At 74.3% G+C, this 22,770-nt stretch carries 27 protein-coding genes; 13 read left to right on the top strand and 14 right to left on the bottom strand.

Features of this window, described 5'->3' with window-relative positions:
* Positions 1–25 precede the first annotated feature (25 nt).
* Positions 26–991: a hypothetical protein gene (locus PAI11_RS01985; RefSeq protein ID WP_007570303.1), complete on the bottom strand. Its 966-nt coding sequence runs from the start codon at positions 989–991 to the stop codon at positions 26–28.
* A 234-nt stretch (positions 992–1,225) separates the two neighbouring features.
* Here PAI11_RS01985 and PAI11_RS23750 point away from each other — a divergent pair, with 234 nt between their 5' ends.
* The 4 genes from PAI11_RS23750 (at position 1,226) to PAI11_RS01965 (ending at position 3,618) form a co-directional block, all read left to right on the top strand.
* On the top strand, positions 1,226–2,221 hold the full coding sequence (locus tag PAI11_RS23750) for a class I SAM-dependent methyltransferase (protein WP_007570300.1): 996 nt from the start codon (positions 1,226–1,228) through the stop codon (positions 2,219–2,221).
* 136 nt (positions 2,222–2,357) lie between these two features.
* On the top strand, positions 2,358–2,810 hold the full coding sequence (locus PAI11_RS01975; RefSeq protein ID WP_007570297.1) for an SRPBCC family protein: 453 nt from the start codon (positions 2,358–2,360) through the stop codon (positions 2,808–2,810).
* Complete coding sequence (locus PAI11_RS01970) at positions 2,807–3,265, top strand: MarR family winged helix-turn-helix transcriptional regulator (protein WP_007570295.1); 459 nt, start codon at positions 2,807–2,809, stop codon at positions 3,263–3,265. Before PAI11_RS01975 ends, PAI11_RS01970 begins: the two co-directional genes overlap by 4 nt.
* Before the next feature lie 86 nt (positions 3,266–3,351).
* The gene (locus PAI11_RS01965) at positions 3,352–3,618 is read left to right on the top strand and encodes a hypothetical protein (RefSeq protein WP_007570294.1); all 267 of its coding nucleotides are present in this window, start codon (positions 3,352–3,354) and stop codon (positions 3,616–3,618) included.
* Between the two features lie 191 nt (positions 3,619–3,809).
* Here PAI11_RS01965 and PAI11_RS01960 read toward each other — a convergent pair whose 3' ends face one another.
* Entirely contained in the window at positions 3,810–4,820 is a 1,011-nt protein-coding gene (locus PAI11_RS01960) for a lysylphosphatidylglycerol synthase transmembrane domain-containing protein (RefSeq protein ID WP_007570291.1), read from the bottom strand.
* A 248-nt stretch (positions 4,821–5,068) separates the two neighbouring features.
* Here PAI11_RS01960 and PAI11_RS01955 point away from each other — a divergent pair, with 248 nt between their 5' ends.
* Positions 5,069–5,746: a Bax inhibitor-1 family protein gene (locus PAI11_RS01955; RefSeq protein WP_007570289.1), complete on the top strand. Its 678-nt coding sequence runs from the start codon at positions 5,069–5,071 to the stop codon at positions 5,744–5,746.
* Between the two features lie 204 nt (positions 5,747–5,950).
* Here PAI11_RS01955 and PAI11_RS01950 read toward each other — a convergent pair whose 3' ends face one another.
* The 3 genes from PAI11_RS01950 to PAI11_RS01940 all read right to left on the bottom strand — a co-directional run bounded on the left by PAI11_RS01950 (position 5,951) and on the right by PAI11_RS01940 (position 8,285).
* Positions 5,951–6,679, bottom strand: a complete 729-nt coding sequence (locus PAI11_RS01950; protein ID WP_007570288.1) for an HAD family hydrolase — start codon at positions 6,677–6,679, stop codon at positions 5,951–5,953.
* Positions 6,676–7,122, bottom strand: a complete 447-nt coding sequence (locus PAI11_RS01945) for a hypothetical protein (RefSeq protein ID WP_007570285.1) — start codon at positions 7,120–7,122, stop codon at positions 6,676–6,678. The genes PAI11_RS01950 and PAI11_RS01945 overlap by 4 nt, the downstream gene beginning before the upstream one ends.
* An 83-nt stretch (positions 7,123–7,205) precedes the next feature.
* Entirely contained in the window at positions 7,206–8,285 is a 1,080-nt protein-coding gene (locus tag PAI11_RS01940; RefSeq protein ID WP_341871724.1) for an SLC13 family permease, read from the bottom strand.
* A gap of 23 nt (positions 8,286–8,308) precedes the next feature.
* On the opposite strand from PAI11_RS01940, the gene PAI11_RS23745 reads away from it, so the two are divergent.
* The gene (locus PAI11_RS23745) at positions 8,309–8,989 is read left to right on the top strand and encodes a pentapeptide repeat-containing protein (protein WP_007570283.1); all 681 of its coding nucleotides are present in this window, start codon (positions 8,309–8,311) and stop codon (positions 8,987–8,989) included.
* A gap of 23 nt (positions 8,990–9,012) precedes the next feature.
* Positions 9,013–9,753: a type I methionyl aminopeptidase gene (gene map, locus PAI11_RS01930; protein WP_007570282.1), complete on the top strand. Its 741-nt coding sequence runs from the start codon at positions 9,013–9,015 to the stop codon at positions 9,751–9,753.
* Between the two features lie 17 nt (positions 9,754–9,770).
* Here map and PAI11_RS01925 read toward each other — a convergent pair whose 3' ends face one another.
* Positions 9,771–10,214, bottom strand: a complete 444-nt coding sequence (locus PAI11_RS01925; protein WP_081488198.1) for a VOC family protein — start codon at positions 10,212–10,214, stop codon at positions 9,771–9,773.
* A 59-nt stretch (positions 10,215–10,273) separates the two neighbouring features.
* On the opposite strand from PAI11_RS01925, the gene PAI11_RS01920 reads away from it, so the two are divergent.
* Positions 10,274–10,861, top strand: coding sequence for a TetR/AcrR family transcriptional regulator (locus PAI11_RS01920; protein ID WP_007570280.1), 588 nt, complete (start codon positions 10,274–10,276; stop codon positions 10,859–10,861).
* 43 nt (positions 10,862–10,904) lie between these two features.
* On the opposite strand, the gene bcp is transcribed toward PAI11_RS01920, so the two are convergent.
* Positions 10,905–11,381 (bottom strand): thioredoxin-dependent thiol peroxidase, encoded by a 477-nt coding sequence (gene bcp / locus PAI11_RS01915; RefSeq protein ID WP_007570279.1) that lies wholly within the window; start codon positions 11,379–11,381, stop codon positions 10,905–10,907.
* A gap of 297 nt (positions 11,382–11,678) precedes the next feature.
* Between bcp and PAI11_RS23740 the strand changes: the two genes are divergently transcribed.
* Together PAI11_RS23740 and PAI11_RS01905 are read left to right on the top strand one after the other, a co-directional pair.
* Positions 11,679–12,659, top strand: coding sequence for an NADP-dependent oxidoreductase (locus PAI11_RS23740; RefSeq protein ID WP_007570278.1), 981 nt, complete (start codon positions 11,679–11,681; stop codon positions 12,657–12,659).
* Between the two features lie 35 nt (positions 12,660–12,694).
* The gene (locus tag PAI11_RS01905; protein WP_040597706.1) at positions 12,695–13,675 is read left to right on the top strand and encodes an NADP-dependent oxidoreductase; all 981 of its coding nucleotides are present in this window, start codon (positions 12,695–12,697) and stop codon (positions 13,673–13,675) included.
* A 62-nt stretch (positions 13,676–13,737) separates the two neighbouring features.
* On the opposite strand, the gene PAI11_RS01900 is transcribed toward PAI11_RS01905, so the two are convergent.
* The 4 genes from PAI11_RS01900 to PAI11_RS26735 form a co-directional block, all read right to left on the bottom strand.
* Positions 13,738–15,450: an FAD-dependent oxidoreductase gene (locus PAI11_RS01900; protein WP_007570276.1), complete on the bottom strand. Its 1,713-nt coding sequence runs from the start codon at positions 15,448–15,450 to the stop codon at positions 13,738–13,740.
* Between the two features lie 107 nt (positions 15,451–15,557).
* Complete coding sequence (locus PAI11_RS01895; protein WP_007570275.1) at positions 15,558–16,481, bottom strand: DNA-formamidopyrimidine glycosylase family protein; 924 nt, start codon at positions 16,479–16,481, stop codon at positions 15,558–15,560.
* A 106-nt stretch (positions 16,482–16,587) separates the two neighbouring features.
* A complete protein-coding gene (locus PAI11_RS26740; protein WP_050897064.1) occupies positions 16,588–17,055 on the bottom strand; it encodes a SixA phosphatase family protein in 468 nt (155 codons plus the stop codon).
* A complete protein-coding gene (locus tag PAI11_RS26735) occupies positions 17,052–17,282 on the bottom strand; it encodes a hypothetical protein (RefSeq protein ID WP_040597704.1) in 231 nt (76 codons plus the stop codon). Before PAI11_RS26735 ends, PAI11_RS26740 begins: the two co-directional genes overlap by 4 nt.
* A 170-nt stretch (positions 17,283–17,452) precedes the next feature.
* Between PAI11_RS26735 and PAI11_RS01880 the strand changes: the two genes are divergently transcribed.
* Positions 17,453–18,550: a phosphotransferase family protein gene (locus tag PAI11_RS01880; RefSeq protein WP_007570271.1), complete on the top strand. Its 1,098-nt coding sequence runs from the start codon at positions 17,453–17,455 to the stop codon at positions 18,548–18,550.
* The gene (locus PAI11_RS01875) at positions 18,547–19,185 is read left to right on the top strand and encodes an HAD-IA family hydrolase (RefSeq protein ID WP_007570269.1); all 639 of its coding nucleotides are present in this window, start codon (positions 18,547–18,549) and stop codon (positions 19,183–19,185) included. Before PAI11_RS01880 ends, PAI11_RS01875 begins: the two co-directional genes overlap by 4 nt.
* Before the next feature lie 16 nt (positions 19,186–19,201).
* On the opposite strand, the gene PAI11_RS01870 is transcribed toward PAI11_RS01875, so the two are convergent.
* Positions 19,202–19,618 (bottom strand): VOC family protein, encoded by a 417-nt coding sequence (locus PAI11_RS01870; RefSeq protein WP_007570267.1) that lies wholly within the window; start codon positions 19,616–19,618, stop codon positions 19,202–19,204.
* A 197-nt stretch (positions 19,619–19,815) separates the two neighbouring features.
* Here PAI11_RS01870 and PAI11_RS26730 point away from each other — a divergent pair, with 197 nt between their 5' ends.
* A complete protein-coding gene (locus tag PAI11_RS26730; protein ID WP_425280454.1) occupies positions 19,816–20,220 on the top strand; it encodes a hypothetical protein in 405 nt (134 codons plus the stop codon).
* 30 nt (positions 20,221–20,250) lie between these two features.
* Here the strand turns inward: PAI11_RS26730 and PAI11_RS01860 are convergent, their stop codons facing one another.
* Positions 20,251–21,780, bottom strand: coding sequence for a succinic semialdehyde dehydrogenase (locus tag PAI11_RS01860; RefSeq protein WP_040597713.1), 1,530 nt, complete (start codon positions 21,778–21,780; stop codon positions 20,251–20,253).
* Positions 21,781–21,944: 164 nt separating this feature from the next.
* A partial coding sequence (locus PAI11_RS01855; protein ID WP_040597702.1) for an aldehyde dehydrogenase family protein occupies positions 21,945–22,770 on the bottom strand: 826 nt, incomplete at its 5' end.

Raw genomic sequence — 22,770 nt, 5'->3', positions numbered from 1 at the left:
CCCGGCCGACGGCAGCGCCGGCCCGCTACTTGCGGCGCTTCTTGCGGCTGCCGCTGCTCTTGGGCGTCGGCGCCGGCTGGCTCTCGGCCGCGGCGGCCGAGGCCTTCGCCTCGCGGGCGCGCTCGGCGGCCTCGATCTGCTGGGCGCGGGTCGGCCACGGTCGCGGCACGCCCCCGTCCCAGGCCGGCGGACGGCCGCCCGGCCAGCGACCGAGCAGGATCAGGCCCAGCGCCACCAGCCAGAACGAGCGCAGGAACGGCGCGCCCTGGACGATCGGCAGCACGGTGAAGACGGCGATCATCACGCCGACGATCCCCATCACGCGGGTCAGCAGGCCGACGTTCATCGCGCTCAGCGCGGCCGCGCCGATGCCGACCGCCACGAACATCTGCCCGAAGCTGCCGAGCAGCACCAGCCCGGTCAGGTCGTCGCGCGAGGCGTTGAGGGCATCGGTCGCCGCGGTGTTGGTCTGGGCGGCGATCGGGAGGTTCGAGAAGTCCTGGCGCTGGATCGCGTCGTAGACCAGCGCGGCGGTGCCGCCGATGCCGAAGACGACCGCGCCGACCACCGGCAGCCACTGGAACCAGGTCGGGAACGACGGGCGACGGCGGTAGGCCGAGCGCAGCAGGCCGTAGAGCAGGGGGGCCAGCAGCAGCGCGCCGAGCCCGTTGAGCAGCGCCGAGCCGATCAGCGAGGCGGCGTGGTCGCCGTAGACCGCCGCGACCCCGGCCTGGATGCCGTGCAGCCCCTGACCCTGGTCGCCGGCGGCGTAGCGCGTGATCGCGTCGGCGACGGAGACCACCTGGCCGGCGTCGTCCGGGCGATCGCGGCTGACCCCGATCTCGAGGATGATCCCGATCAGCGGCAGCAGTCCGGCGAGGATCGCCAGCACGCCCCCGCGCGGGAGCCACCGCTTCTCGATCTCGACGGTCTGCTGGGGATCGAGCGCGTCGGGGATGACGCGAACCGGTCGCTGTCGCTGGGTGCTCATGCGCCACCTCCGTTACGGATCCGCCGCAATCGCGGAGCGACGCGCTGCGAGACGGCCTGCTCGGCCCCGGCACCGGCGCGACCGACCCGCTCCGCCGCTCCGACGACCAGGTCGAGGACCGGGGCCGTCAGGCGCAGAGAGGCCTCCAAGCGGCCACGCCAGGCGCGCTGTCGGGGACTGAGTCGAGCCACGGCGGGGCATTCTACGGACCGGCGCTACCGTTGCCGCGTGCCCATGCCCGGCTCGACGACCGATTCCGGTCCCCCGACGCTCTCGAGCGGCGATCCGCCCAGGGTCTGCCCGGCCTGCGGCGGACCGCTGGCGCCGTGGCGCAGCGCCCCCTCGGGCGAGCCCTCGCTGCCGGGCGACGTCCACCTGCGCCGCTGCGTGCTCTGCGGCACCGCCGTCTCGGCCGGCCCACCGCCGACCTTCGCCGCGGCGCACGACGCCGGCAGCTACGCGACCCGGCGACCGCGCGGATCCGGCGCCGCCCGGCCGATCCTGGCCGCCTTCGATCGCCAGCGGCTGCGACTGGTCGCGCGCCACCACCCGGCCCGCGGACGGCTGCTGGACGTCGGCGCCGGACGCGGCCGCTTCGTCGCCGCCGCCCGCGCCGCCGGCTGGGACGCGGCGGGGATCGAGCCCTCGGCCCGCGGCGTCGAGGCCGCGGAGGCCAGCTACGGCGTGACGCTCGAGCGGGCGATGATCGACGACGCCTCGGTCGCGAGCGGATCGCTCGACGCCGTGACGCTCTGGCACGTGCTCGAGCACCTGGAGGACCCGGCGCCGGCCCTGCGCACGATCGGCGGCTGGCTGCGTCCCGGCGGGGTGCTGGTCGTGGGCGTCCCGAACCTCGGCTCGTGGCAGGCGCGACTCGGCGGCGGACGCTGGTTCCACCTCGACGTCCCGCGCCACCGCGTCCACCTGACCCCGGACGGCCTCCGGCGGCTGGCCGAGGCGAGCGGGCTCGAGGTCGTGGCGATCCACCAGCTGCTGCTCGAGCACAACCCGTTCGGGATGTGGCAGTCGCTGGTCAACCGCCTGACGGGCACCACGTCGCACCTCTTCCACGTGCTCAAGCGGGCCGAGCGCCCGCGCCCCGGAGCGCTCGCGGTAACCCTGCTCGCGCTGCCGCTGATCCCGGTCGCCGCGGCCGTCGAGGCGGTCGCCGGCCTGCTCGGACGGGGCGGGACGATGGCGCTGGTCGCCCGGCGCCCCGCCGACGGCTGAGCGATTCGGGACGCCCAGCGTGCCGGATCGCCGTGCCGCCCGCGTCCCACCGATGCGGGATGCCTGGCGTGGCGATCTGGCGCGAACGCGCTCCCGACCCCCTTCCATCTCATATGCGCGCATGTATTATGCGCGCATGACTTCACCCGCCACCCGCCCCGCCGTCGTCGAGACCGCCGTCGAGACGACCGCCGCCGCCACCGCCGTCTGGGCCCTGTGGGCCGACGTCCCCAACTGGCCCCGCTGGGACCATGCCCTCAGCGGTGCCCGGCTCGACGGCCCGTTCGCGCCCGGCAGCGCCGGCGCGATGACCGTCCACGGCCAGGGCGAGCTGGCGTTCACGCTGACCGCGATCGAGCCCCGGCGACGGTTCGCCGACCGCACCGGCCTGCCCGACGGCGAGGTCCGCTTCGAGCACCGGATCGAGCCGCTGGAGGACGGCCGGATCCGCGTCGTCCATCGGGCCGAGGTGGACGCGCCGGAGCCGATCGCGAGCGCGATCGCCAGCAGCATCGAGCAGGGTCTCCCGACAGCCGTCGCGGCGCTGGTCGCCCTCGCCGAGCGGAACGGGGATGATCGGGCGCGATGACGCCGCCCCACCCCGCCCCGGCCTCGCGGGTCGAGACGCCGGACGCCAGCCCGGGGTTCCTGCTCTGGCGCGCGACGCTGGCCTGGCAGCGCCGGGTCCGCGCGGCGCTCGATCCCCACGGCCTGACCCACGTGCAGTTCGTGCTGCTCACCACCAGCTGGTGGATCGAGGAGCACGAGGGGCCACCGACCCAGGCCGTGCTGGCCGAGCGGGCCGGCACCGACACGATGATGACCAGCCAGGTGGCCCGCCGGCTCGAGGCCGACGGGCTGCTGCGGCGCGAGCCCGATCCCGGCGACGCGCGGGCGCGGCGGCTGCACCTCACCGCTGCCGGCCGGGCCAAGCTGGCCGCCGCGCTGCCGGCCGTCGAGGCCGTCGACGCCGAGGCGTTCTCGGCCGTGCCGACGGCCGACCGTCCGGCGCTGCTGCGCGCGCTCGCGACGCTCGGCGGCTGATCCGCCGCCGGCCGCCCGCCCGCGATCCGGCGATCGCCGCCGGCCCCGTTCAGGAACCGCAGAGGCGCGCCCGCTACGATCGGCTCATGGAAGGCTTCGGAGGGCTATTCGGCGATCCCGAGGATCTGCAGAAGCGGATGATGGAGTTCGCCGAGCAGATGCAGGGCCAGCAGAAGCTGGCCTGGGCGGACAACGCGATCGGCCTCGCGGTCCAGATGACGGTCGCGGCGATCAGCCGCGTCAACGTCCAGGGCAACGCCGAGGAGCAGGCGCAGCAGATCCGCAGCCTGATGGCGACCGTCTTCCCCGAGGCGGTCACCCTGGTGCGCGAGGCGCGCCAGGGCCTCGGCTAGGCGGACGGCGCGGGCTCGCGAGGCGCGCGAATCGCCATTCCGCTGCACGTTCCGCGGCGAGGTGGCGATTCGGCGGTCCAGGGGCCCTCGATCGTCGTCTCGCCCTCACCACGTCGCCGAAGTGGCGATTCCCCGCCTCGCCTCGGCCCGCCTCGCCGCGGGCCCCGCAGGACCGGGCGTCGCCGGCCGGTCTACGTCGGCCCCGCGCCACCCGCGGTCTCGGCGGTCCGGTGCTCCTTGCCGGCCGCGATCACTTCCTTGAAGGACCGGAAGCCGAAGATCTTGATCAGGGCGACGAAGCCGACGCCGAGGCAGATCGCGGCGATCGCGATCTGCTGGCCGACCGAGTAGGCGGCGACGGTGGCGCCGGTCGCGGCGCCGGCGAAGACCTTGACCATGAACGCCTGCTGGACCCCGGCGCCGCCCGGCGTGAACGGCATCAGCGCCGCGACCGCGTTGATCCCGTGCACGAGCAGCACGTTGCGCACGGAGCCACCGACGTGGAACGCCTCCAGCAGCATCCAGAAGGCGGCCAGCCGGAAGAGGTAGCCGGTGAAGCAGACCAGCCAGACCTCGCGGAAGAACCGCTGGCGGTCGCCGAGGATCACCAGGCCCTGCTTGACCCGTGACCAGAACCGCCGCGCGCGCTCCGACAGGACCGCGAACAGGATCAGCAGCCCGACGGCCACGAAGGTCAGGACGAACAGCGTCAGCTGCGGGTTCGAGGCGATGAACGAGAGGTCGAACGCGCCGAGGTTGGCGAAGTCCGGCGGCTTCGGGAAGACGCCCTGGGTGAAGGCGAAGATCAGGATCGGGATCGCGATCGAGAGGTCGAAGAGCGCTTCGACCATCATCGACGCGGTGACCGCCGGGTAGGTCGAGCGCGGGATCGAGGTCTTGACCAGGAAGACCTTGATCACGTCGCCGCCGCGGGCGGGGATCACGTTGTTGAACCCGTAGGCGGCGATGTAGGCGCCCCAGATCCGCCGCCACTGGATCGTCTCCGCCGGGTAGGCCGCCCGCAGCACGTTGAAGAACGCTCGCGAGCGGATCGACAGGTAGGCGACGAAGCACACCAGCCCGATCGCCAGCGGCACGAAGTTCACGTTGGCGATGCTCTCGAAGAAGCTGCCGATCGAATCGAAGACCTCGCTGACCCCGGCGAGGGGCGGCGAAGCGGGGGACGGCGAGCCGAGGGGCACCCCGCAAGCCTACGCGGAGAGCGCGTCGGCTCGACCGGCGACCGCGCCGATCCCGTGCGAGCCGTCCGGCGGCCCTCGGCGATCCGTCCAGGCGCCAACCTGCCCACTGGCGCATCGCCGCCGTTCTGGCGCAGATGCACCACATCCGCATCTCCGTGCTCTACCCTCGACGTTGTCAACCGCCCCGTGGATGGGACGGGCGCAACGCCCTCCCGGCCCGGGTCGACCAGCGCGACCCCCACCACACCATGCCGGAGACCTACTCCCTTCCCACCGCCACCGCGACCCGCGCGTCGTACGGTGCGCTCCTCGCCCAGACGATGTTCCTGGTCGCCGTGGCGATCGGGTTCACCGTGCTCGGCTCCTACTTCGGGGGCGGCCCCGGTGACGCGGAGCCGCTGTCCCGCGGTGCCGCGATGGGCTGCACGATCGGCGCGATCGCGCTGCTCTTCGCCTCGAACTTCATCGGCGCCCTGCGCACCGGCCCGCCCGCGATGGGCGTGCTGTTCGGCGCGGCGCTGCTGCTGGGCCTGGGCCTGGGCCCGGTCCTCCACACCTTCCTCGACGTCAAGCCCGACGCCGTCACCAAGGCCGCCGGCACCACCGCGCTGGTCGTCGTCGCCGCCGGCGCCGGCGGATCGCTCGTCGCCAAGGACCTGGCGCCGTGGATGAAGCCGATCTCGATCGGCCTCCTGATCGCCGTCGCCGTCAGCTGGGGCATGCTGATCTTCGGGGGCGGCGGCGGGATCGCCGGCGACCTCGTCAGCATCGCCATCGGCGGCTTCTCCGCCGTCGCGATCGTCGTCTACTTCAACGTCCTGCGCCAGCGGGCCACCGAGGACGACGTCATCTGGATCGCCACCGGCATCTTCATCGGCATCTACAACATCTTCGTCACGCTGCTGAGCATCTTCGGCAACGACTGACGGACGCGCCGCGGGCAGCGGCGCCAGCAGGAACGACGGGGCGGCCATCGGTCGCCCCGTCCGCGTTGGCGGGTGGCGGGCGGCGTCATTTCGCCGGCCCGACGTCGAGCTGGCGTCAGTTCGCCGCGGTGGGCGGGGCGAATTGGCGCCACCCCTCGGGGTCAGCGCAGAACTGGCGCCACCAGCCCCTGGGATCCGAAGCGTCTACGGACGCCTCACGCCACCCGCCGCGAGGCCGAGCAGGGCCCAGATCGCCGGGTCCTCGAGCGTCGCGTGGACGTGGTGGGCGTCGTGGAGGACGATCCCGGGGTGGTTGGCGACGCCGATCACCGTCATGCCGGCGGCCCGTGCCGCGGCCACGCCGGTCGGGCTGTCCTCGACCGCGACGCAGGCCGCCGGGTCGACGCCGAGCGCGGCGGCCGCCGCCAGGTACAGGTCGGGCGCGGGCTTCGGCGCCGGCACGTCCTCGACCGCCAGGACGACCGGGAAGACGTCGCCGTGCCCGGCCCGGTCGAGCGCCTTGGTCGCGAAGGCGCGGGCGGCGTTGGTGGCCATCGCGACCGGCACCAGCTGGGTCTTCAGCTCCAGCACCAGCTCGACCGCGCCCGGCATCGCGGGGACGTCGCCGTCCAGCTCGGCGTAGACCAGCTCGATCAGCTCGGCCATCAGCTCCGGGCCGCCGCCGGGGTGGTCGAGGAACTCCTCGAGCTTCAGCGAGGCGGCGTCGAAGCTGGTCCCGAGCAGATGCCGCTTGTGCTCGGGCAGGAAGTCGACGCCGCGGCGGGCGAAGAGCGTCTCCTCGGCCCGCGACCAGACGCCCTCGGTCTCGAGGAACGTCCCGTCGTTGTCGAAGATGACGGCGGCCGGGCGCTGCCCGTGGACGTGGGCCCCGGACGCGCCGGGGCCTCCGTCGGCTGCCGTCGCGCGGCTCACGCCGCCCCGGTCACCAGCGGCTCGGCGCCGCCGACGATCCGCCACGGCGTCTTCGGCTCGTAGAGGTTGCCCAGGCCCTCGCTGTGCTCCAGCTCGAACCGGAGCTCGCGGTCGCCGGCCTTGACGACGACCGTGGCCTTGTCGCCGTCGGTCGTGGTCGAGAAGTCGAGGTCGTTGACCGCGGCCGTGTCCTGGACGATCCCGTCCTTGTCGGTCAGGTACGCCTTCTCGAACGAGTCGCGGCACGCCCCGCCGACGCCCTGGGCGGCGGCGACCTTCTGCTGCGCCTCCTGGGTCAGGAAGTCGCAGGCACGCTGGCCGTTCTGCTGGGCAAGGGCCTCACTGAGGAAGTCCCGGACGGCGGTCTGTGGCTCGTCCTTGCCGAAGGACGTGCCGCAGCCGGTGGCACCCAGCGCCAGCAGCGCCGCGGCGAGAGGGAACACGCGGGTCATACGCATCGGTCGATGATTCTGACGTGCTCCGCGGTCGCCTGCATCTCGACCCCTCCCGGGCCCACCCGGCGACCTCATCCCGGCAGCAGCAGGACGGCCGCCAGAATCGCGGGAGCGACCGTCGCCGGCGCCCGGGCCATCAGCCCGCGGAGCGTCACGGCGACCCCGGTCGCCGAGCAGGCCCGCCACCACAGGTAGGCCGAGAGCGACCCAGTCACGAACAGGTTCGGGCCGAGGTTCAAGCCGACCAGGAGCGCCTCGGGATGGGGTGGATGCGACGCCCCGAGCAGCGCCGCCGCCGGCAGGTTGTTGAGCAGCACCGCCGCCAGCGCCCCGATCGCCGCGGTCGCCAGCGGACCGCTGCCGGCGACGGCCTCGCCCGGCAGCTGCCACTCGCGAGCCAGCCAGCCGAGCGCGCACACCAGCAGGAACAGGCCGATCAGGACGCCGGGCCCGAGGGCGCGGATCGCGTCGCGCGGGCGGAGCTCGGATCGCGCGACGGCGACGCCGGCGGTGAGCAGACCGAGCAGCAGCACCGGCAGCGCCGGCCGCGGCAGCAGCACGATCGCCGCCCCGGCGAGCGCCACCGCCGCCCCCACCGCCAGCGCCGACCCGCGCGCGAACGGGCGGGCCTCCGCCTGCGACGGGCGCCCGCGGTCGACGGTCGCGCTCCAGGCTCGACGGTCGAGCAACAGCAGGATCGCCAGCGTGACCGCGGCCGCCGCGACGCCCGCGGGCGCGACGTCGACCATCCAACTGCCCCCGGACGACGGCGCGTCGGCGCGCACGATCAGGTTCGTCAGGTTCGCTCCGGGCAGCAGCAGCGAGGCGGCGTTGGCCATCGCCAGGGCGCCGTAGGCGACCGGTCGCGGGTCGAGGCCGCGGTGCACGGCCGCGTGGATCACCACCGGCGTCACGAACACCACCGCGGTGTCGAGGTTGAGGACGGCCGTGACCGCCGCGACGGCGCCGAGCGACGAGGCGACGAGCATCACCGGCGGGCCCGGCAGCCGCTCCAGCCGCACGCCGAGAAGCCGGAACACCCCCTCCCGCTCCGCCACCAGGCCGAGCAGCAGCAGCCCGGAGACGAGCACGAACGACGGCCAGGCGGCGGCGACGGCGGAGGTGAGCGACGAGTTGGCGACGAGCGACAGCAGGACCTGTGAGGATCGCGCAGATGGCAGCTTCGCGGTCCTCGTCGACGGCTCCCCGGCCCCCGGCCGCGCCCCGGATCCCGGCCGAGCTGGAGCCGACGACGCTGCCCGCCCACGGCCTCCTCGACGACGATCGGCTCGAGGGCGTGCTGCTCGAGGGCCTGGCCGAGGCGCCGTTCCGAGCGCGATCGGCGTCGATTGCGGAGGCCCGCGCCAACCAGCTCGACCTGACCGGCGCGGTGCTCCCGCGGCTCACGCTGCACGACGTCGAGCTGCGTGGCGGCAGCCTCGCCAACGTCGACCTGCGCGAGAGCGGCGCCCGTCGCGTGGCCTTCCACCGGGTGCGCCTGACGGGCCTGCGCTGGACCGCCGGGGCGATCGACGACGTCACCTTCGACGGCTGCCGCTTCGACCTCGGGTCGTTGACCGCCAGCCGGCTGCGGCGGGTCTCGTTCGTCGACTGCACGCTCTCCGGCAGCGACTTCGTCGACGTGCAGGCCGACGAGGTCAGCTTCGACCGCTGCGACCTGCGCGAGGTCGACTTCACGAGCGCCCGCTTCGCCCGCACGACGATGCGCGACTGCCAGCTGGACGGCGCCCGCGCGCTCGAGCAGCTGCGCGGCGTGATGATGCCGTGGTCGGACATCCTCGCCGGCGCCGGCACGTTCGCCGGCGCGCTCGGGATCCGCCTGCTGGAGGAGTGACCCGAGCCCGTAGGCTTCGATCCATGACGATCGAGGGCACCGAGGAGCTGGCGGCGATGCAACGGGTCGGCGCGCTGACCGCGCTGACCCTGCGGACGCTGCGCGAGCAGGTCCGTCCCGGGATCACGACCGGCGCGCTCGACGAGCAGGCGGCCGCGATCTTCGCCCGCCACGGCGCGACCTCCGCCCCCGCGTCGACCTACGGCTTCCCGGGCACGATCTGCATCTCGGTCAACGAGGAGATCGTCCACGGCGTGCCCGGCCCGCGGGTCCTGCGCGAGGGCGACCTGGTCACGATCGACGTGACGCCGGAGCTCGACGGGTTCCTCGCGGACGCGGCGATCACCGTCCCCGTCGGTCGTCCGACCCCGGCCGGCCGCAAGCTGCTGGCGGCCGTCGGCGCGTGCCTGCGCGAGGCGCTCGCGGCATCGGTCACCGGCGCCCGCCTGGGCGCGATCGGCCGCGCGACCGAGCGGACCGCCAAGCGCCACGGGACGCTGCCGTTCCCCGAGCTCTGCGGTCACGGCATCGGCCGCGCCCTGCACGAGGAGCCGACGGTCTACAACGTGGACATGCCGCGCCTGCGGCGCCCGCTCGACGACGGCCTGGTGCTCGCCGTCGAGCCGATGCTGACCGCCGGATCGACCCGCCTGGAGACCCGCGACGACGGCTGGACGATCGCGACCGCCGACGGCTCGCTCTCGGCGCACGCCGAGCACACGATCGTCGTCCGCGACCACCGCCCGCTGGTCCTGACCGGCTGAGCGCCGCGGCGGCCGCCCTAGCGCGCGTCGGCCGCCGCGATCCCGGCCATGCCGGCGTGCTCGGCCAGCCAGGCAGCCGACGGCGTCGTCTGCTGGACGACGTCGATCAGGACGCCGTCCGGGTCGGCGACGTAGAAGTGCCGCTGGCCCCACGGCTCGTCGCGCAGCGGCTCGACGATCTCGGTCCCGGCCGCCCGCAGCCGCGCCTCCTCGGCGCTGGCGTCGGCGACCAGGAAGCCGATGATCACTCCCTCCGACGGCCGCCGGAACCGCTCCGGCGTCGACGGGTGGTCGGCCGCGACCAGGCACAGCTCGTAGGCCTCGGCGTCATGGCGCAGGCTGACGAACCAGCCGATGTCGACCTCGGCCCGGAAGCCGAACCGCGTGACGTAGAAGTCGCGGGTGGCGGCGACGTCGCGCGACAGCAGGGTGGGAGCGAACCGCTCGAGTTGCATCATCATCCTCGTTCACTACACTTGTAGTGCTACGAACGTAGTGGTCATGCTCTAGGCTGTCAAGCGTGGCTCCCAACCCCGGACGGCGCGCGGTCCTGGCCGACGCCGCGCTCGCGGTCCTCGCCCGCGATGGCGCGCGCGGATTGACCCATCGGGCGGTCGACGCCGAGGCCGGCGCGCCGTCGGGCACGACGTCGAACTACTTCCGCTCCCGCGACGCGCTGCTCGAGGAGCTCGGGCGGCGGATCTACGAGCGACTCGAGCCGGACGAGGCCGCGCTGCGCGAGGCCGCGGCCGCGCCGCCGTCGCACGAGCGGCTGGTGGTCCTGGTCCGCGAGCTCGTCGAACGGCTCCAGGCCCAGTCCGACCTGTACCTGGCGTTGTTCGAGCTGCGGCTGGAGGCGACCCGGCGGCCGGCGGTGCGCGAGGCGCTGACCGCGACGATCCGCCGCGGCCTCGACAGCGACGTCGGCTTCCACCAGCAGGCGGGCCTGCGAGGCGGGCGCGAGGAGATCGTGCTCCTGCACCTGGCGATCGACGGCCTGATGCTCGACCGGCTGACCCTCCCCGACGCGCTCGGGATCGAGGATGTCGGCGCCACGGTCCGGCGACTCGTCGATCGCCTGGTCCCCGACGCCGACGGCCCGCGATGACCGACGCCCTCGGCGATCCGGGACGCGCGGCCCCGGCCCGCCGCTAGGCCGCCTGCAGCGCGTCGAGCGCCTTCAGGACCTTCCGGTCGTGCTCCTTGGGCGCGATCTTCGGGAAGACCTGGCGGACGACGCCGTCGGGGTCGATCAGGACCGTCGAGCGCGACGCCCCCATGTACTTGTTGCCGTACATCGACTTCTCGACCCAGGCGCCGTAGAGGTCGCAGACCGCGTGGTCCTCGTCGGCCAGGAGCGTGAAGTCCAGCCCCTCCTTCTCGACGAACTTCGCCACCTTGGCCACGGGATCGGGCGAGAGGCCCAGGACCCGCGCGCCGCGCCGCTCGTACTCGGCGCGGTTGTCGCGGACGCTGCAGGCCTGCGTCGTGCAGCCCGGCGTCGAGGCCTTGGGGTAGAAGTAGAGGACGACCCACTGGCCGCGCAGCTCCGAGAGCGTGACGCTGCTCCCGTCGGCGGCGGGCAGGGTGAAGTCGGGCGCGGGCTGGCCGGGCTCGGGCAGGGGCACGGGTCCTCCGGGGGATCGTCGGGAAGGGGCGCTCGATCCTCGCAGACGGGCCAGCGGCGGCGAGCGCGCCACGCGGGGCGTCCGGCTCGGCGCGGTGTGACGAACCGGTCGCTCAAGGACCGCAACGTCACGGCCGCCGCCGGCGCGGGGCGTCCGGCTCGGCGCGGTGTGACGAACCGGTCGCCCAGCGACCGTAACGTCACGGCCGCCGCCGCCCAACCGCCGCCCACCGACCACCCGCGAACGCCGCCGCGTACCATCGCTGGACGGAGCCGGCCGCCGGCCCTGCCGTCCCGAATGCCGACCTCCGCCGAGCGCGCCACGATCCTGATCGCCGAGGCCCCCGGCACGCCGGCGGTCCTCGACGTCGCCGAGGTCCCGCGCCCGACGCCCGGCCCCGGCGAGGTCCTGGTCGAGGTCCGCGCCGTCGCCGTCACCCCGCGCGACGTGCGGCTGCGCGCCGGCCGCCCGCGACCCGGCGACGGCGACCCCCGGATCTGCTTTCCGTGGACCCCGGGGACCGACCTGGCCGGCGTGGTCCGGCGCGCCGGCCCCGGGGTCACCGCGCTCGCTCCCGGCGATCGGGTCGCGGGGATCGTCGCCGGCGCCTGCGCGTCGCACGTCGTGGCGTCGGAGCGGTCGCTGGCCGCGATCCCCGGGGAGCTCGCCGACGACGAGGTCGCGGCCACGATCGGCCCGGCCGCGATCGCCTGGCAGGCGCTCGAGCTGGCCGGCGACCTGCCGCGCCGCCGGGTCCTGGTCACCCACGCCACGACGGCGATCGGGCGCGCCCTGGTCCAGCTGGCCGCCGACCGCCACGCCCGCGTGGTCGCGGTGGCGGGCGACGACGGCATCGACGAGCTGGCGGCGCTCGGCGCCGAGGAGACGATCGACACGCGGCTGGTGCCGTACGCCGCCGTCGCGATCCAGTCCGACGTCGTCGTGACCGAGGTCGACGAGCCCGGCCCGCTGCACGAGCACCACCCGATGCACCAGGCGCTGGCCGCGACCGACCGCCGTGGCCTGCTGCTGTCGCTCGCCAGCCCGCCGCCGGAGGACGCCTCGCGCAAGCAGGTCCGCGCGCCGCGGATCCCCGAGCCGGGTCGCGAGGCGCTCCAGGCCGCGATCCTGCTGCTGCGCGAGGGGATCGTCCGCCCGACCCTGGACCCGGGCCCGACGGTCGACGACCCACGTGACGCGCACGCCTACGTCGAGCACCGCGGCGACCGGCGGGGGACGATCGTGATCCGCCCGCCACGGGCGCCGACGGACCGCTGACGCCCGCCCGAACCCACGACCGAACGAGAGCCCCGATGCCCGCCCCCACCATGCAGGCGATCGTCGCCCCCGCCCCCGGCGGCCCCGAGACGCTGGAGCTGCGCGAGGTCCCGCGGCCGACGCCCGGCCCCGGCGAGGTCCTGATCCGGGTCGCCGCCGCCGGCGTCAACCCCGTCGACGCGAAGACCCGCGGCGGCGCCGGCGCGACCGGCTTCCTCGGCGGATCCCCGACGCCCGAGGACGGCGCCGGCGCCTTCCCCTGGATTCCCGGCTGGGACGTCGCGGGGACCGTCGCGGAGGCCGGCTACGGAGTCGCCCGCTTCGCTCCCGGCGACCGCGTCTTCGGCACGATCGGCTTCCCGCGGGCCGCCGGCGCCTACGCCGAGTACGCGGTCGCGCACGTCAGCCAGCTGAGCCGCTCGCCGCGCTCGCTGAGCGACGAGGAGACGGCGGCGCTGCCGCTCGGCGGGCTGACCGCCTGGCAGGCGCTGGTCGACGCCGGCGGCCTGGAGACCAACCAGCGGGTGGTGATCACGGCCGCGTCGGGCGGCGTCGGCCACCTGGCGGTCCAGATCGCCGCCGACCTCGGAGCGCACGTGATCGCGGTCGGCTCGACGGCGAACCTCGGCTACCTGCGCGGGCTCGGCGCCCACGAGGTGATCGACCGCACGACGACCGACTACGCGCAGGCGATCGAGCCGGTCGACCTGGTCCTCGACGGGATCGGCGGCGCCGAGCGGACGCGCGCGTTCTCGGTCGTGCGGCCCGGCGGAGCGGTCCTGACGCTGCCCTCGGCCAGCGCCGGCGATCCGCCGCCGCGCGACGACGTCCGCGGGCCGCGAGTGTTCATCGCCCCGGACGGCCTGGAGCTGCAGCTGCTGACCGGCTCGGTCGAGCGCGGCGCGCTGCGGCCGACCGTCGCCGAGGTGCTGCCGCTGGCCGATGCCGCCCGCGCCCACGAGCTGATCGAGGGCGGCGCGGTCCGCGGCAAGCTGGTGCTGCGGGTCGGCGACTGACCGCGGGCGGCGTCCGTCCCGGCCCCTCCCGCGGGCCAGGGCGGACGGCGCGGGACGCTCGCTCAGGCCATCGTCGCCGCGGCCGGCGTGGCCTCGGGCATCGGGGCCGGCTCGCCGCTGGCCGTCTTGGCCGCGATCGGCACGCTGCCGAACGGCACGACCTCGCGGCCGTCCTTGGCCGGGACGGCGCTCATCGCGTGCTCGCTGAGGGCGGTGATCGTCAGCGACGGGTTGACGCCGACGTTGGCCGGGATCGCCGAGCCGTCGCAGACCAGCAGGTTCTCGTAGCCGAAGACGCGCTGGTCGCGGTCGACCACGCCGCTCGAGGGGTCGGCGCCGATCGTCGCGCCGCCGATGAAGTGGGCCGTCGTCGGCACGTTCATCGTCGCCTCGAAGATCGAGGAGCCGGGCACGCCCTTGGTCCGCCGCGCCAGCCACTCGGTGAAGTGGTTGGCGACCGGGATGAAGGTCGGGTTCGGCTTCTCCGGGTCCTGCTCGGTCTGGAGCTTGACCCGGCCGTTGCGGCCGAGCTTCGCGCGCAGGCTGATCGCGTTGTCGAGCGTCTGCATCACCAGCACGATCACGGTCCGCTCCGACCAGCCGGGCCGCAGCAGCAGCTCGAGGAACCACTTCGGGTGGCGGGCGATCTGGCCGAGCCACTTCAGCGGGCGGGTCAGGCGGGAGCCGTCGCCGACCAGGACGGTGAAGAGCCAGCGCATCGAGCCGCCGCCCTTGCCGTAGGTGACCGTCTCGATGTGGGTGTGCGGATCGGGGTAGATCGACGACGTGATCGCGACCCGCCGGATCAGGTTCTGGGCCTCGCCCGGCGGCACGGTGACGGCGGTCACCGCCTCGCTGTTGGTCCGCACCAGCTCGCCGAGCCGCGAGGAGACGTCCGGCAGGCTGCCGTTGAGCTTGGCCTGGGCGAGCAGCTCGTTGGTCCCGAGCGCGCCGCCGGCGCTGACGACGCCGCGGGCGCGGATCACCGTGCGGTCCTTGCGCAGCCAGGCGCCGGTCCGCTCGTGGGTGACCTCCCAGCCCAGCTCGCCCTTGCCGCCGCCGAGCGGCCGCAGGTCGACGACCTCGCGCCGGGCCTCGATCCGCGCGCCTTGCTTCTGGGCGAACCAGAGGTAGTTCTTGGTCGTCGAGTTCTTCGAGCCGTGCTGGCAGCCGAGCATGCAGCGGCCCTCGCGGACGCAGCCCTTGCGCGCCGGGCCCTCGCCGCCGAAGTACGGATCGGCGACCGTCTGGCCGGGCGTGTCGAGGTAGGTGCCGACGCGGGTCTTGCGGTAGGTGTCGGCGACGCCGGTCTCCTCGCCGTACTCCTTCAGCCACTGGTCGGCCTTGTCGTCCTCCTCGACGTCGGTCACGCCGAGCATCCGCTGCGCGGTCTCGTAGTGCGGCGCCAGCTCGGTCCGCCAGTCGCCCAGGTCCTTCCACTGCGGATCCTCGAAGAACGCCTTCGGCGGGACGTAGAGCGTCATCGCGTAGACCAGGCTGCCGCCGCCGACGCCGGCCCCCGAGGCGACGAAGACGTCCCGGAAGACGGTCAGCTTGAAGAGCCCGCGGAGCCCCAGCCTCGGCGCGTAGAAGTAGCGGCGCAGGTCGAAGCTCGACTTCGGCATCGTGCCGTCGTCGAAGTGCTCGCCGCGCTCGAGCACCAGCACGGAGTAGCCCTTCTCGGCCAACCGCAGGGCGCTGACGCTGCCCCCGAAGCCCGATCCGACGACGACCCAGTCGACGTCGAACTGTCCATCACCGTTGCTCTGGCTCATCGCTCTCCCCGCCGTGTCCGTGCACGCGCCAAGCACCAAACGTGACGCATGCGTCATCTTAGCCTGGAGCGCGCCTGCGGGGTCGACGTGCGCCTCGCGCCGCTCGCTCAGTCCTTGAGCAACCGCGACAGCCGCCGGTCCTTGTACGGCTTGCCGCCCGTCTGGCAGGTCGGGCAGTAGGTCATCTCGTCGTCCTCGTAGTGGACGGCGAGCAGCGTCGTGCCGTCGCGCGGGCACGGCTGGCCGGTCCGGCGGTGGACGAGCAGCGGCAGCGGCAGCTTGTCGGGCAGCGGCAGCGCCAGCGGCTTGCGGGGCTTGCCGTCGGGGTCGGCGGGATCGACGCCCCCGTCCATGTACAGGCCGAGCGCCCCGCCGAGGACGTCGATCATCGCCTGCCGCAACCGCGCTCGCTGCTCGTCGTCGAGGTCGCCGCAGCGGCGCAGCGGCGCGAGCTTCGCCGTCCAGAGGATCTCGTCGGCCCAGGTCCGGCCGATCCCGGCGATCACCCGCTGGTCGCGGATCGCCCCGCGCAGCGTTCGCCGCGGCGGCAGCTCGGTCAGGTCGGGCGGGTCCGGCCACGCCTCCGGTCCGAGGTGCGAGATCGTCTCGTCGACGGCGACCTGGTCGTCGAGCAGCAGCTTGCCCCAGGCGGCCTGCTTGGTGCCGAACTCGCGCAGCCGCAACTCGCGCTCCTCGGCGAAGCCGTCGGCCCCGCCGCGCAGGCGCACCACCAGCCGCACCGTCCGGTCGCGCGGGCCGGCCCGCTTCTCCCACAGCTGCAGCCGACCGGCGCTCATCAGGTGCAGGACGAGGGTCGCGGGCGCCTCGAGCCCGCCGCCCTCGAAGCCGACGAGCAGCAGCTTGCCGCGCCGCCGCAGGCCGCTGCAGGTGCCGCCGGCGAGCGCGTCCAGCGACGGGGCGAAGGTCCGCATCGTGGCCAGTCCGGGCGCCCGCGCGCTGTCGACCTCGGCGCCGCGGACGGCGGCGTCGAGCAGGCGGACCGTGGCCTCGATCTCCGGCAGCTCGGGCATGGGGCCGAGTCTCGCAGGCGGCGACGTCGGTCACGGAAGCGGGCGTGCGGGCGCGTCGCGCCGGCCGCTCGGCGGCGTCCGATGGCGCGCCGCGAGGCGGCCGCAGTCAGGCCCCGGCGATCCGCAGCAGGTCGCGGGGCCGCAGCAGCGCCTGCAGCTCGCCCCGCGAGCCGTCCAGCTCGATGACCGCCAGGCCGCCCTTGCGGAGCCGGCAGCGGGCGCCGGTCAGGTCGTGGATCACCTGCGACAGGTCGGGCTCGTGGCCGACCAGCATCACGCGGTGGCCGAAGCCGGCGGCGAGCAGCGCCTCGTCCCGATCGAGGCCGACGATCGCGCCGTGCTCGACCGGCTCCAGGCCGAGCACCTCGCAGGCCAGGACGGCGGTCCGCCAGGCGCGGACCTTGGGCGAGGCCAGGACCAGGTCGGGGACCATGTCGAGCCGCGCCAGGGCGCGCCCGGCGCCGGCGGCCTGCCGCTCGCCGCGCGGGATCAGGTCGCGCTCGGCGTCCGGGCGGACGCCGTGGTCCTCGGCCGTCCCGTGGCGGAGCAGCAGCAGCTCTCGCACCCCGCTCACCGGCCCTCGACCGCCGGGGTCGCGCGCCGACGCGGGCGCGGGCGGCGGGGGCGACGGGCCCGCGCGATCAGGTCGAAGCCGCGGGCGCGAGGGCCCCGGACGGCCGCGAACAGCCGCCCGATCGTGGCCATCCACAGCGTCCAGGCCAGGCCCGCGGCCATCGCGACCAGCGCGGTCAGTCCGACGCCGCGGGCGATCCGGGGACTCGTCGGCTGCGGGCGGCTCACGCTTCGAGTGTAGGCCCGGCCGTCCTGATGCGAGTGGCGCGCGGGTGAAGGGCGGGTCCGTCGCGCATCCGTCCCCGGCCTCACGCGCCCCGGCCGCCGGTACCCCACCCCGGCTGGCTGCGCAGCCAGTCACGTGCCCGCCGCGGCCGCGCACCGCATAGCATCGGCCCATGAGCGCGAGCCCGTCGATCGTCGACACGCCCGAGGAGGCCGCCGCCCAGGAGCGCCCGCCGCTGCTGGTCCGCCAGCCGCTGGAGGCGGTCCTCGACGCCGCGGGCATCGGCAGCGGCCCGATCGAGGCGGACCCGATCGGCGACGGCCACAGCAACATCACCTACCTGATCCGGCGCGGCGACGCCGAGGTCGTGCTGCGGCGCCCGCCGCGGCCGCCGCTGCCCCCGAGCGCCCACGACGTGATCCGCGAGGCACGGCTGCTGCGCGCGCTCGAGTCGCAGCCGGTCCGGACCCCGCGGGTGCTGCTGATCCACGAGGACGAGACGACGATCGGCGGCCCCTTCTACGTGATGGAGCGGGTCGCCGGCGACGTGATCTCGACCACGCTTCCGGAGCGCTTCGTCCCCGAGTCGACGCACGCGCCGCTGATCGAGGAGCTCGTCGACGCGCTGGTCGAGCTGCACGCCGTCGACTGGCGCGGCGCCGGCCTGGAGTGGTTCGGCAAGGGCGACGACCGCTACCTGGAGCGGCAGCTGCGGCGGTTCGGCGGGCTCTGGGAGCTGAACGCGACCCGCGCCGTCCCCGAGGTCGAGGAGACCGCCGCCTGGCTGGCCGAGCGGCGACCGGTGCAGCGCGAGTCGACGCTGGTCCACGGCGACTACCGGCTCGGCAACGTGATGTTCGGCCCGGGGTCCACGGCCGGCGGGCGCGACATCCGCCTGACCGCGATCTTCGACTGGGAGCTGTCGACGATCGGCGATCCGCTGGCCGACGTCGGCTACCTGACCGCGACCTACAACGAGGGCGGCGGCGCGTCGGGACCGATGGCCGAGCTGACGCCGGTCACTGCCGGCCCGGGCTTCCCCAGCCGCGCCCAGATCCTCGAGCGCTACGCCGCCGGCTCGGGCCGCGAGCTGGCCGAGGTCGGCTGGTACCAGGCGCTGGCGATCTGGAAGTCGGCGGTCTTCCTGGAGGGCTCCTACAAGCGCCACCGCGCCGGCTCGACCGACGACCCGTTCTTCGCCGCGCTCGAGCAGGGCGTCCCGCTGCTCGCCCGCCACGCCCTGGAGCTGGCCCAGGGGTCGGCCGCGTGAGCACCGCCGACCGGCCGCCGGTCCGGGGCCTGCTGATCGACTACGGCGGCGTCCTCACCAGCAACGTCTTCGCCGCCTTCCGCGCCTTCTCGGCCGCCGAGGGCCTGGACCCCGACGCGGTCGCCGACCGCTTCCGCCACGACCGCGACGCCCGCGACCTGCTCAAGGGCCTCGAGCAGGGCGACATCGGCGACGAGGCGTTCGGGCGGCGGCTGGCCAAGCTGCTCGGCCTGGCTCCCGGACGGGCGGACGGCCTGGTCGCGCGGCTGTTCGAGGCGTTGCACCCGGACGAGGCGATGGTCGCGGCCGTCCGCCAGGCCCACGACGTCGGCGTCCGCACGGGGCTGATCTCGAACTCGTGGGGCGACGGCCTGCGCTACGACGAGGCGTTCCTGATCGAGGCCTTCGACGCGGTCGTCCTCAGCCACGAGGAGCGGATGCGCAAGCCCGCCCCCGAGATCTTCCGGATCGGCGCCCGCCGGATCGGCCTCGACCCGCGCGCCTGCGTCTTCGTCGACGACCTGCCGTTCAACCTGCCGCCGGCCGAGGCGCTCGGGATGCGGACCGTCCTGCACCGGACCGCGGACGAGACGATCCCGCAGCTGGAGGCGCTGCTCGGGGTCCACCTGCGCTGAGCGGCCCCGCCCGCGCTCAGGCCGTGGGAGCGGGCACCGCCGGGCGGTAGGTGCCGAAGCTCCAGAGGTTGCCCTCGGGGTCGCGCACGGTGCACTCGCGGGAGCCGTAGTCGGTGTCGGCCGGTCCTCGCAGCAGCTCGCCGCCGGCCGCCCGGACCCGCGCGGCCAGGCCGTCGACGTCGTCCAGCGCCAGGTAGACGCGGCCCTCGCCGGCATGGCCGCTCCAGGTCGGGCCGTCGGTGACCGGGCCGACCATCAGGACGGCACCCTCGAAGGTCAGCTCGGCGTGGCCGATCGCGCCGTCCGGCCCGGTCGCGGCGAACAGCCGCTGGCAGCCGAAGGCCTCGACCAGCCAGTCGATCGCGGCGGCCGGGTCGCGGTAGTGCAGCGTCGGGTAGAAGACCTGGGTGGTGGTGCTGGCCTCGGCGCCCATCGGGTCGCTCCTCGGGGTCGTGCGGCGCCGCGGCGGGGCCGGGCGGGGACCGACCGGACAGTACGGCGGCGCCCCGCCGCGGTCTTGAACGAATGGGAAGCGCATCCGTGGACGCGCGCCGGCACCGGCGCTAGCGTGGAGCCGTGAGCGAGCAGCCCGCCCCGCCCGCCGACGAGTCGATCGCCGGCAGCATCGCCGTGCGGTCGTCGGTCGCTGTCGCCGGCAGCGCCGCCGTCCACTCGTCGGCCGCCGTCGCGGGCAGCGTCGCCGTCGCCGGATCGGCCGCCGTGGCGGGCAGCGCCGTCGTCGCCGGCTCGAGCGCGGTCGCCGGCAGCGCCGCGGTCGCCGGGTCGGCGCTGGTCGCCGCCAGCAGCGCCGTGGCGGGCTCGGTCGGGATCCTGGCCTCGACCGCGGTCCTGCTCAGCGGCTGGTGCAGCGGCTCGGCCGCGCTGCTGCTCTGCCTGCGCTGCGAGGACTGCACCAGCTGCGTCGCCTGCGTCGGCTGCCGCAGCTGCGTCGGCTGCGTGGGCTGCATCGACTGCGAGGGCTGCGTGGGCCTGCGCAACGAGGTCGGGCAGCGCGGCGTCACCGCGGCCGCCTGAGCTCCAGGCGGCCGCGTCGCCTCGATCGAGCTAGTCCCGGGCCCCGCGGCCGTAGAAGAACTTCACGATCCGGCCGATCAGCTTGTAGTTGCGGCCGGTGTAGGGGTACTCGTGCGGATCCTTCTTGAGGTTGAACCGCGAGATCACGATCGACTGGGTCTTCGTGTACTTGCGGATCCCGCCGGCCCCGTGCCGCGAGCCGATGCCCGAGGTCTTCCAGCCGCCCATCGGCAGCTCGAGCGCCGTGTAGCCCATCAGCGCGTCGTTGACGTGGACCATCCCGGCCTCGAGCCGGCGCGCGACCTGCTCGCCCTTCTCGAGGTCCTTGGTGAAGACCGTCGCCATCAGGCCGTAGGGCGAGTCGTTGGCCTTCTCGATCGCCTCCTCGACGTCCGCCACCTTCATGATCGGCAGCGTCGGACCGAAGGTCTCCTCGGTCATCGCCTCCATCGTGTGGTCGACGTTGGTCAGGACCGTCGGCGGGTAGAAGAGCCCCTTGGCGCTCGAATCGGGGTTGCCGCCGACCGGCACCTGCGCGCCCTTCGCGCGGGCGTCGTCGACGTGCTGGCGGACCGTCTCCAGCTGCGGCGGGAAGGTCAGCGAGCCGACGTCGATCGCGCCCGGGCCGTTCGGCACGCCCTGGCGCAGCGCCTTGACCTTCTCGACGACCTTGGCGACGAACTCGTCGTGGACCGGAGCCTCGACGTAGACGCGCTCGACCGAGACGCAGGTCTGGCCGCCGTTGAACATCGAGTAGAAGACGGCGTGGTTGGCCGCCCGCTCCAGGTCGGCGTCGGCGAGGACGACGAACGGGTCCTTGCCGCCGAGCTCCAGCGAGCAGGGGATCAGCCGCTCGGCCGCGGCCTTGGCCACCAGCTTGCCGGTCTTGGTCGAGCCGGTGAACATGATCATGTCGACCACGTCGACCAGCGCGCCGCCGGTCGCCCCGCGGCCGGTGACCGTCTGGAAGACGCCCTCCGGCATCCCGCACTCGCGCAGCGCGCGCTCCATCATGATCGACGTCAGCGGGGTCTCCTCCGACGGCTTGAGGATCACGCTGTTGCCGGCTGCCAGGGCCGGGATCGAGTCGCCGACGCTGTTCGTGAACGGGTAGTTCCACGGGCCGATGACGCCGATCAGGCCGAGCGGCGCCTGGCGCACGATCAGCTTCTTGCCCTTCAGCAGCGGCGTCGCCGTCTTGACCTTCTCGTCGGACAGGTACTTCTCGGCGTTGTCGGCCCAGAACCCGAATGCCGCGGCGCCGTAGGAGACCTCGGCGACCTGGGCGTCCTCCCAGGCCTTGCCCGTCTCGGACACGATCGTCCGGATGAACTCGTCCTTGTTGTCGACGATCCACTTCTGCGCCCGCCGCAGGACGCGGCCGCGTCCCTCGTAGCCGAGCGCCGCCCAGGCCGGCTGGACCGCGCGCCCGCGCTCGGCCGCTCGGCGGACCTCCTCGGGCCCGCTGTCCGGGACGTGCGCGATGATCTCGCCCGTCGCCGGGTTGACGACCGGAATCTCGGTCGCGCTGCTGCTGCTCGCGGCGCCGTTGCCGTTCACGGTCGCGGCATCCGCCACCGTCTCGTCCGTCGTGCTCACCGGTCGTCTCCCGTCCGTGGACCTGGCTCTGGGGCGATCCTACCCCGCCCCAGGCCAAGCATACATGTGAAGATGACACTGGCGTCACGTTTCGCGCGGTGCTCCGCGCACTCTGCGGACGCAGGTCAGTCGCGCTGGCCGCGGCCGTACAGCAGCTTCACGCCGCGGCCGAGCAGCTTGAAGATCCGCCCGTTGTAGGGGTAGGTGTGCGGGTCCTTGTGGAGGTGGAAGCGCGAGACGACCAGGGTCTGGGTCGCGCAGTACTTCTTGATCCCGGCCGCGCCGTGGCGAGCGCCGAGGCCGGAGTCCTTCCAGCCGCCCATCGGCGCTTCCATCGCGGAGTAGCCGATCAGCGCGTCGTTGACGTGGACCGTGCCGGCCTGGATCCGGCGCGCGATCTGCTCGCCCTTGGCGATGTCGCGGGTGAAGACCGAGGCCATCAGGCCGTACGGCGAGTCGTTGGCCAGGCGGATCGCCTCCTCCGAGTCGGCGACCTTCATGATCGGCAGCGTCGGGCCGAAGGTCTCCTCGGTCATGCACTCCATCGAGTGGTCGACGTCGGTCATCACCGTCGGCGGGTACCACCAGCCCTTGCGACTCGGGTCGAAGTCGCCGCCGGCGACGATCTTGGCGCCCTTCTGGCGGGCGTCCTCGACGTGCTCGCGGACCGTGTCGACCTGGCTGGCGATCGTCAGCGACCCGACGTCGGTCGAGCCCGGGGCGGTCGGCAGGTCGTTGCGCAGCGCGCGGGCCTTGTCGGTGACCTTGGCGACGAACTCGTCGTAGACCGGCTCCTCGACGTAGACCCGCTCGACCGAGACGCAGGTCTGGCCGCCGTTGAACATCGCGTAGTAGAGCGCGTGGTTGGCGGCGCGCTCCAGGTCGGCGTCGGCGCAGACGATGAACGGGTCCTTGCCGCCGAGCTCCAGCGAGCAGGGGATCAGGCGCTCG

This window comes from Patulibacter medicamentivorans (assembly GCF_000240225.1).
Taxonomy (GTDB): Bacteria; Actinomycetota; Thermoleophilia; order Solirubrobacterales; family Solirubrobacteraceae; genus Patulibacter; species Patulibacter medicamentivorans.
Note: the sequence above shows the minus strand (reverse complement) of the source record. Positions and strands in the feature narration are given on the sequence as shown.

Bases quoted from the DNA above. Each gene is read 5' to 3' on its own strand.
- PAI11_RS01985 (WP_007570303.1), bottom strand. From the start codon at position 991: ATGAGCACCCAGCGACAGCGACCGGTTCGCGTCATCCCCGACGCGCTC.
- PAI11_RS23750 (WP_007570300.1), top strand. From the start codon at position 1,226: ATGCCCGGCTCGACGACCGATTCCGGTCCCCCGACGCTCTCGAGCGGC.
- PAI11_RS01975 (WP_007570297.1), top strand. From the start codon at position 2,358: ATGACTTCACCCGCCACCCGCCCCGCCGTCGTCGAGACCGCCGTCGAG.
- PAI11_RS01970 (WP_007570295.1), top strand. From the start codon at position 2,807: ATGACGCCGCCCCACCCCGCCCCGGCCTCGCGGGTCGAGACGCCGGAC.
- PAI11_RS01965 (WP_007570294.1), top strand. From the start codon at position 3,352: ATGGAAGGCTTCGGAGGGCTATTCGGCGATCCCGAGGATCTGCAGAAG.
- PAI11_RS01955 (WP_007570289.1), top strand. From the start codon at position 5,069: ATGCCGGAGACCTACTCCCTTCCCACCGCCACCGCGACCCGCGCGTCG.
- PAI11_RS23745 (WP_007570283.1), top strand. From the start codon at position 8,309: ATGGCAGCTTCGCGGTCCTCGTCGACGGCTCCCCGGCCCCCGGCCGCG.
- map (WP_007570282.1), top strand. From the start codon at position 9,013: ATGACGATCGAGGGCACCGAGGAGCTGGCGGCGATGCAACGGGTCGGC.
- PAI11_RS01925 (WP_081488198.1), bottom strand. From the start codon at position 10,214: ATGATGATGCAACTCGAGCGGTTCGCTCCCACCCTGCTGTCGCGCGAC.
- PAI11_RS23740 (WP_007570278.1), top strand. From the start codon at position 11,679: ATGCCGACCTCCGCCGAGCGCGCCACGATCCTGATCGCCGAGGCCCCC.
- PAI11_RS01905 (WP_040597706.1), top strand. From the start codon at position 12,695: ATGCCCGCCCCCACCATGCAGGCGATCGTCGCCCCCGCCCCCGGCGGC.
- PAI11_RS01900 (WP_007570276.1), bottom strand. From the start codon at position 15,450: ATGAGCCAGAGCAACGGTGATGGACAGTTCGACGTCGACTGGGTCGTC.
- PAI11_RS01895 (WP_007570275.1), bottom strand. From the start codon at position 16,481: ATGCCCGAGCTGCCGGAGATCGAGGCCACGGTCCGCCTGCTCGACGCC.
- PAI11_RS01880 (WP_007570271.1), top strand. From the start codon at position 17,453: ATGAGCGCGAGCCCGTCGATCGTCGACACGCCCGAGGAGGCCGCCGCC.
- PAI11_RS01870 (WP_007570267.1), bottom strand. From the start codon at position 19,618: ATGGGCGCCGAGGCCAGCACCACCACCCAGGTCTTCTACCCGACGCTG.